This window comes from Streptomyces botrytidirepellens, from assembly GCF_003721215.1.
GTDB classification, from domain to species: domain Bacteria; phylum Actinomycetota; class Actinomycetes; order Streptomycetales; family Streptomycetaceae; genus Streptomyces; species Streptomyces himastatinicus.
Map to the genome: position 1 here is coordinate 1 of NZ_RIBZ01000575.1, position 3,599 is coordinate 3,599.

General features: G+C 75.7%; 3 protein-coding genes. All 3 read left to right on the forward strand.

Annotation, left to right across the window (positions count from 1 at the left end; all coding sequences use genetic code 11):
- A partial coding sequence (gene dacB, locus EEJ42_RS33035; RefSeq protein WP_184503393.1) for a D-alanyl-D-alanine carboxypeptidase/D-alanyl-D-alanine endopeptidase occupies positions 1-1,237 on the forward strand: 1,237 nt, incomplete at its 5' end.
- A 107-nt stretch (positions 1,238-1,344) separates the two neighbouring features.
- Positions 1,345-2,484: a zinc-dependent metalloprotease gene (locus EEJ42_RS33040; protein WP_123105671.1), complete on the forward strand. Its 1,140-nt coding sequence runs from the start codon at positions 1,345-1,347 to the stop codon at positions 2,482-2,484.
- Positions 2,485-2,683: 199 nt separating this feature from the next.
- A partial coding sequence (gene tilS, locus EEJ42_RS33045) for a tRNA lysidine(34) synthetase TilS (protein WP_123105673.1) occupies positions 2,684-3,599 on the forward strand: 916 nt, incomplete at its 3' end.

Consider the following 3,599-nt stretch of genomic DNA (forward strand, 5'->3'; position numbering starts at 1 on the left):
CCTCGGCGCGCCCGGCGCCGTGCCGTCGCCGGACAGCGGCGAGGACGCGGTGCCGCCGCCCACCGGCGGCGGGCTCGCCGACGCCCTGGAACCGCTGCTGGACGACCCCGCGCTGGGCAGCGACCGCTCGGCGTCCGTCGTGGACGTGACGACGGGACAGCAGGTGTTCGGGACCGGCGCGAAGGACGCCGTGGTGCCCGCGTCGACCATCAAGCTGGCGACCGGCGCCGCCGCGCTCTCCGCCCTCGGCCCCGACTACCGGATCAAGACCACCGTGGTCCAGGGCGGCGACGACGGCATCGTGCTCGTGGGCGGCGGCGACCCGACCCTCACCGCGCGCGGCGCCCAGGGCGCCGAGCGCCCCGCCTCGCTGCGCGCCCTGGCCGACGACACCGCCCGCGCCCTCAAGAAGCGCGGCGCGACGTCCGTTCGGCTCGGATACGACACCTCGCTCTACTCCGGGCCCGGGCTGCACCCCATCGGCCCCAACGAGAACATCTCGCCCGTCACCCCGCTGATGGCCGACGAGGGCCGCCTCGACGACAGCGACCACGGCCCGGCCGCGCGCTCCGAGGACCCCGCGGCCGACGCGGCGGGAACGTTCGCCTCGATGCTGCGCGACCGCGGCGTCGAGGTGACCGGGGACCCGCGGGAACGGGAGGCCGGAAAGCGCCCCCGGCCGCTGGCCACCGTCCGCTCCCAGCCGCTGTCCGCGCTCGTCGAGCGGATGCTGACCAACAGCGACAACGACATCGCCGAGGCCCTGGCCCGGCAGACCGCCGTCGCCGCCGGTGAGCCCGCGAGCTTCGACGGCGCGGCGAAGGCCGTGACCGCCCGGCTGAAGAAGCTCCGGCTGCCGGTCTCCGGCGCCCGGATCGCGGACGGCAGCGGGCTCGACCGCGACGACCACGTCTCCGCCGCGCTGCTCGCCCGGGTGCTGGTGCGGGCCGCGGACATCGGCCACCCCGAGCTGCGGCCGCTGCTCACCGGGCTGCCGGTGGCCGGATTCAGCGGCACCCTGCGCACCCGCTACGACGCGGACACCGTCGGCCGCGGCGTGGTGCGCGCCAAGACCGGCACCCTGACCGGGGTCAACACCCTGGCGGGCAGCGTCGTCGACGCCGACGGGCGGCTCCTGGTCTTCGCGTTCATGACCAACGGCACCACCGACCCCCAGGGCGCCCAGCGGGCCCTGGACACCATGGCCTCGGCGCTCGCCAACTGCGGATGCCGGTGAGACGGGGGAGCCGGAGGTGACGCGTCGCCCGGTCGGGCCGGGGGCGGCCGCGTGTGCGGGGGAGCCGTCTCCTCCCGGATGGGGCGCGGGCCACGTACCGTGAAGCCATGACGAGCATCGGTGGTGTGGAGATGGTCGACTGGAACCTGGCCGTCGCGACCGCGACCCGGCTGGTGCGCCCGGGCCCCGAAGTGAGCCGGGACGAGGCGCGCGCCGTCGTCGCGGAGCTGCGACGGCACGCGAAATCCTCGGAGGAGCACGTCCGCGGCTTCACCCGGATGGCCGTCCCCGGCGGCCCGGCCTCCGACACCCCCGTCCTCGTCGTGGACCGCGCGGGCTGGATCCGGGCCAACGTCGCGGGCTTCCGCCAGCTCCTGTCTCCGCTGCTGGGCAAGATGCAGGACCGGCGCGGCGGGCTGCCCGGCGGGGCGGTGCTGGGCGCGGTCGGCGGCAAGGTGACCGGCGTCGAGCTGGGGATGCTGCTGTCGTTCCTGGCGTCCCGGGTGCTCGGCCAGTACGAGACGTTCGCGCCCGCCACCCGCGACCTGCCCGCCGGGTCCGCGGGCGGCGGCCGGCTGCTGCTGGTGGCCCCCAACATCGTCCACGTGGAGCGCGAGCTGGACGTGGCCCCGCACGACTTCCGGCTGTGGGTCTCGCTGCACGAGGAGACGCACCGTACGCAGTTCACCGCGGTGCCCTGGCTGCGCGACCACATCGAGTCCGAGATCCAGGCGTTCCTGGGCGAGACCGACGTGGATCCGGCCACCCTGCTGGAGCGGATCCGGGAGGCCGTCCAGTCGCTGGGCGGCGGGCGGCCGGACGGCGAGGAGGCCGCGGAGCGCGGCGCCTCGCCCAGCATCATCGAGCTGGTCCAGACCCCGGCCCAGCGCGAGATCCTGGCCCGGCTGACCGCCGTGATGTCGCTGCTGGAGGGGCACGCGGACTACGTGATGGACGGGGTCGGGCCGGACGTCGTGCCGAGCGTCGCCGAGATCCGCGAGAAGTTCCAGAAGCGGCGGGCGAGCGGCGCGGGCCGTCTCGACCAGGCGCTGCGCAAGCTGCTGGGGCTCGACGCCAAGCTGCGGCAGTACCGTGACGGTGAGCGGTTCGTACGGGCCGTGGTGGACCAGGTCGGCATGGACGGCTTCAACCGGGTCTGGACGTCCCCCAACACGCTCCCGACCAAGTCGGAGATCAGCAAACCCGCCGAGTGGGTCGCGCGGGTGCACCGTAAGGCAGAGTCGTGAAACCGGCTCACTTGGGAACGGATGAATGCTCCCGTTAATCACTCGTCCGAGGGACCGTTAGCGACGGGTAGGCGTGCGATGCTCGGGGAACAGCTCGCTTCTGTCACCATCGACATACACAGCGTGACGAATCCCCCCGCGTAACGACATCTCGTTCGCCCCCCGAGGCACCCCCTCGCATGACAGATGGGAAACGGACATGGGTCCCCATCCAGCGGTCGCCGCGATACGCCTGGCGGTCCGCCGCGTCCTCCACGACGTCCTCGTCGACTCCCCGGCCGCCTCCGCCCCCGCGCAGCCCTCCCCGGCCTCCCCGGCCCAGGCGCCCGCCCCCCGCGGCTCCACCCCCCGCGAGAGCCGCCCCCTCGTGCTCGCCGCCTGCTCCGGCGGCGCCGACTCCATGGCCCTCGCCTCCGCGCTCGCCTTCGAGGCCCCCCGGCTCGGCCTGCGCGCCGGCGGTGTCACCGTCGACCACGGCCTCCAGCCGGGCTCCGACCTGCGCGCCGCCGAGGTCACCGAGCGGATGCGGGAGCTGGGCCTGGCCCCCGTCGAGTCCATCGCCGTGTCCGTCGGCCGGGACGGCGGCCCCGAGGCCGCCGCCCGGGACGCCCGCTACGCCGCCCTCGACTCCGCCGCCGAGCGCCACGCAGCCGCCGCCGTGCTGCTCGGCCACACCCGCGACGACCAGGCCGAGACGGTTCTGCTGGGCCTCGCCCGCGGCTCCGGCACCCGCTCGCTGTCCGGCATGGCCCGCGTCTCCGGCACCGGCGGCCGCTACCGCCGCCCCTTCCTCCAGCTCGACCGGCACACCGTCCGCCAGGCCTGCCTCGTCCAGGCGCTGCCCGTCTGGGACGACCCGCACAACGTGGACCCGGCCTACACCCGCTCCCGGGTCCGCCACGAGGCGCTGCCCGTCCTGGAGAAGGCCCTCGGCAAGGGCGTCGTCGAGGCCCTCGCCCGCACCGCCCAGCTCTCCCGCGACGACGCCGACGCCCTCGACGCCTGGGCCGTCCGCGCCGAGGCCGAGGTCCTGCGCACCGCCCCGGCCCCCGCCCCCGGGGCCGGGTCCGGCGGCGCGGAGGCCGTCGAGCTGGACACCGTCGGCCTGCACGGGC